The sequence below is a fragment of the Kitasatospora sp. NPDC127116 genome (assembly GCF_042677365.1).
Taxonomy (GTDB): Bacteria; Actinomycetota; Actinomycetes; order Streptomycetales; family Streptomycetaceae; genus Kitasatospora; species Kitasatospora lactacystinica.
Window position 1 is genome coordinate 1 of sequence record NZ_JBHXTL010000292.1, and the last position, 1,891, is coordinate 1,891.

2 protein-coding genes and 1 tRNA gene are annotated in these 1,891 nt (G+C 68.2%); 1 reads left to right on the plus strand and 2 read right to left on the minus strand.

The window, feature by feature from the left end; genetic code table 11:
• Positions 1-74: 74 nt before the first annotated feature.
• Both ACFVHV_RS43725 and ACFVHV_RS43730 read right to left on the minus strand, forming a co-directional pair.
• Positions 75-962, minus strand: a complete 888-nt coding sequence (locus ACFVHV_RS43725; RefSeq protein WP_359914059.1) for a Bax inhibitor-1/YccA family protein — start codon at positions 960-962, stop codon at positions 75-77.
• A gap of 138 nt (positions 963-1,100) precedes the next feature.
• Positions 1,101-1,182: transfer RNA gene (locus tag ACFVHV_RS43730), tRNA-Leu, on the minus strand.
• 254 nt (positions 1,183-1,436) lie between these two features.
• Here ACFVHV_RS43730 and ACFVHV_RS43735 point away from each other — a divergent pair.
• Positions 1,437-1,891: ABC transporter ATP-binding protein (locus ACFVHV_RS43735; protein WP_380359465.1), on the plus strand; the 455-nt coding region annotated here is incomplete at its 3' end.

Here is a 1,891-nt window from a genome sequence, read left to right on the forward strand (position 1 = left end):
TTGTTTACAAGAGACTGGCCCCGGAGCGAGTCGCTCCGGGGCCCGGCGGCAGTGGTTCACGAAGGAAGGGACCGTCAGTCGTCGCCGCGCAGGATCGCGATCAGCCGCAGCATCTCCATGTAGATCCAGACCAGCGACAGGGTCAGCCCGAAGGCGGCCCGCCAGGACTCCCGCTGCGGGGCGCCCTGGGCGATGGCCTCCTCGATCGACGCGAAGTCCAGCGACAGGAAGAAGGCGCCCAGGCCGATGCCGATCAGGCCGACCACGATGCCCAGCGGGCCGGAGCGCAGGCCCATGTCGGCGCCGAAGGCCATCGCGACCATGTTGACCAGCATCAGCAGCACGAAGCCCAGCGCGATCGCGATGCCGATCCGCTGGTAGCGGGCGGTGACCCGGATCTTTCCGCTCTTGTAGGCGAACAGCATCGCCGCGAAGACCGCCGCCGTACCCAGGACCGCCTGGATCACGATGCCGTTCAGCCAGGTGTTGAAGGCGTGCGAGACGGCGCCCATCGCGAAGCCCTGGAGGGCCGCGTAGGTGAGGATCAGCGGCGGGCTGACGCTGCGCTTGAAGGAGACCACCAGGCCGACGACCATGGCCACCAGGCTGGCGGCGATCGCGAAGCCGAAGTTCTCGAACGGCAGCGCGAACCAGGCCACCGCGCCGGCGACGACCAGCGTCAGCAGCGTCATGGCGGTGCGGGCGACCACGTCGTCCAGCGTCATCCGCCCGGTGGCCGCCGGGCCGGCCGACGGCCCGTTGTACAGCTCGTAGAGCTGCTCGTCGGTCATGGGGGCCTGGCCCTGCGGCTGCTGGGCGTAGGGCGTACCCGCGTAGGGGTTCTGACCGTGCGCGTTCTGGCCGTACGGGCTCCCGGCCTGCGCGGTGGTACCGAACCCCGCGTAGCCGGAGTCGCGGGTGAAGGACCCCTCCCGCGAGAAGACCGGGTTGCTGCTTCTCATTGCTCATTCCCTCCGTGGCGGCACTGCACCGCCCGTGTACAAGGGTAATGGCTTGGCAAAAATTCCGGGATACGCCGCGAGGAGGATCCGGTGAACAACGACCGGCGGGGACGCCGTCGGCGCCCCCGCGGTTGTCAGTGCCCGGAGCCGGACTCGAACCGGCACGGCCTCGCGGCCAAGCAGTTTTAAGCTGCCCGTGTCTGCGTTCCACCATCCGGGCTCTTGCGAAACCACCCTGAGCCTAGTCGCCCGGCTCACTCTTTCGCATGTTCCCTGCCCCGGAAGTTGTCATGTTTCCTTGCCATCTGACGAACTGTCCGGGATTCGGCCACGAAGGATATCCGTTCCGGCCATCCCGCCGCCTCAGGGTTCACGTCATACCGCAGGAGGAGGGTCCAGCCCTCCCGTACGCCCAGCGGTGGTAGGGCCAACCGTCCGGCGGAGCGACGCAAGACCATGATCACGTCGCGGAGCATGGAGGTACAAGTCCACGAGCACAAGGAGCCCCCCGTGACCACGCCGACCGCAACCGCCGTCCGCACCGGCCTGGCGGCCGCCCGAGCCACCGGCCTGAACAAGGTCTACGGGGAGGGGGAGACCCGCGTCGTCGCCCTCGACAACGTCACCGTGACCTTCCCCCAGGGCGAGTTCACCGCCATCATGGGCCCGTCCGGCTCCGGCAAGTCCACCCTCATGCACTGCATGGCCGGCCTGGACACCGTCTCCTCCGGCTCCTCCACCATCGGCGACACCGAGCTCGTCGGCCTCAAGGACAAGCAGCTCACCCAGCTGCGCCGCGACCACATCGGCTTCATCTTCCAGGCCTTCAACCTGCTCCCCACCCTGACCGCCCTGGAGAACATCACCCTCCCGATGGACATCGCCGGCCGCAAGGTCGACAAGGCCTGGCTCGACCGCGTCGTCGACAC

Coding starts and splice junctions, on each gene's coding strand:
- ACFVHV_RS43725 (WP_359914059.1), bottom strand. CDS start 962: ATGAGAAGCAGCAACCCGGTCTTCTCGCGGGAGGGGTCCTTCACCCGC.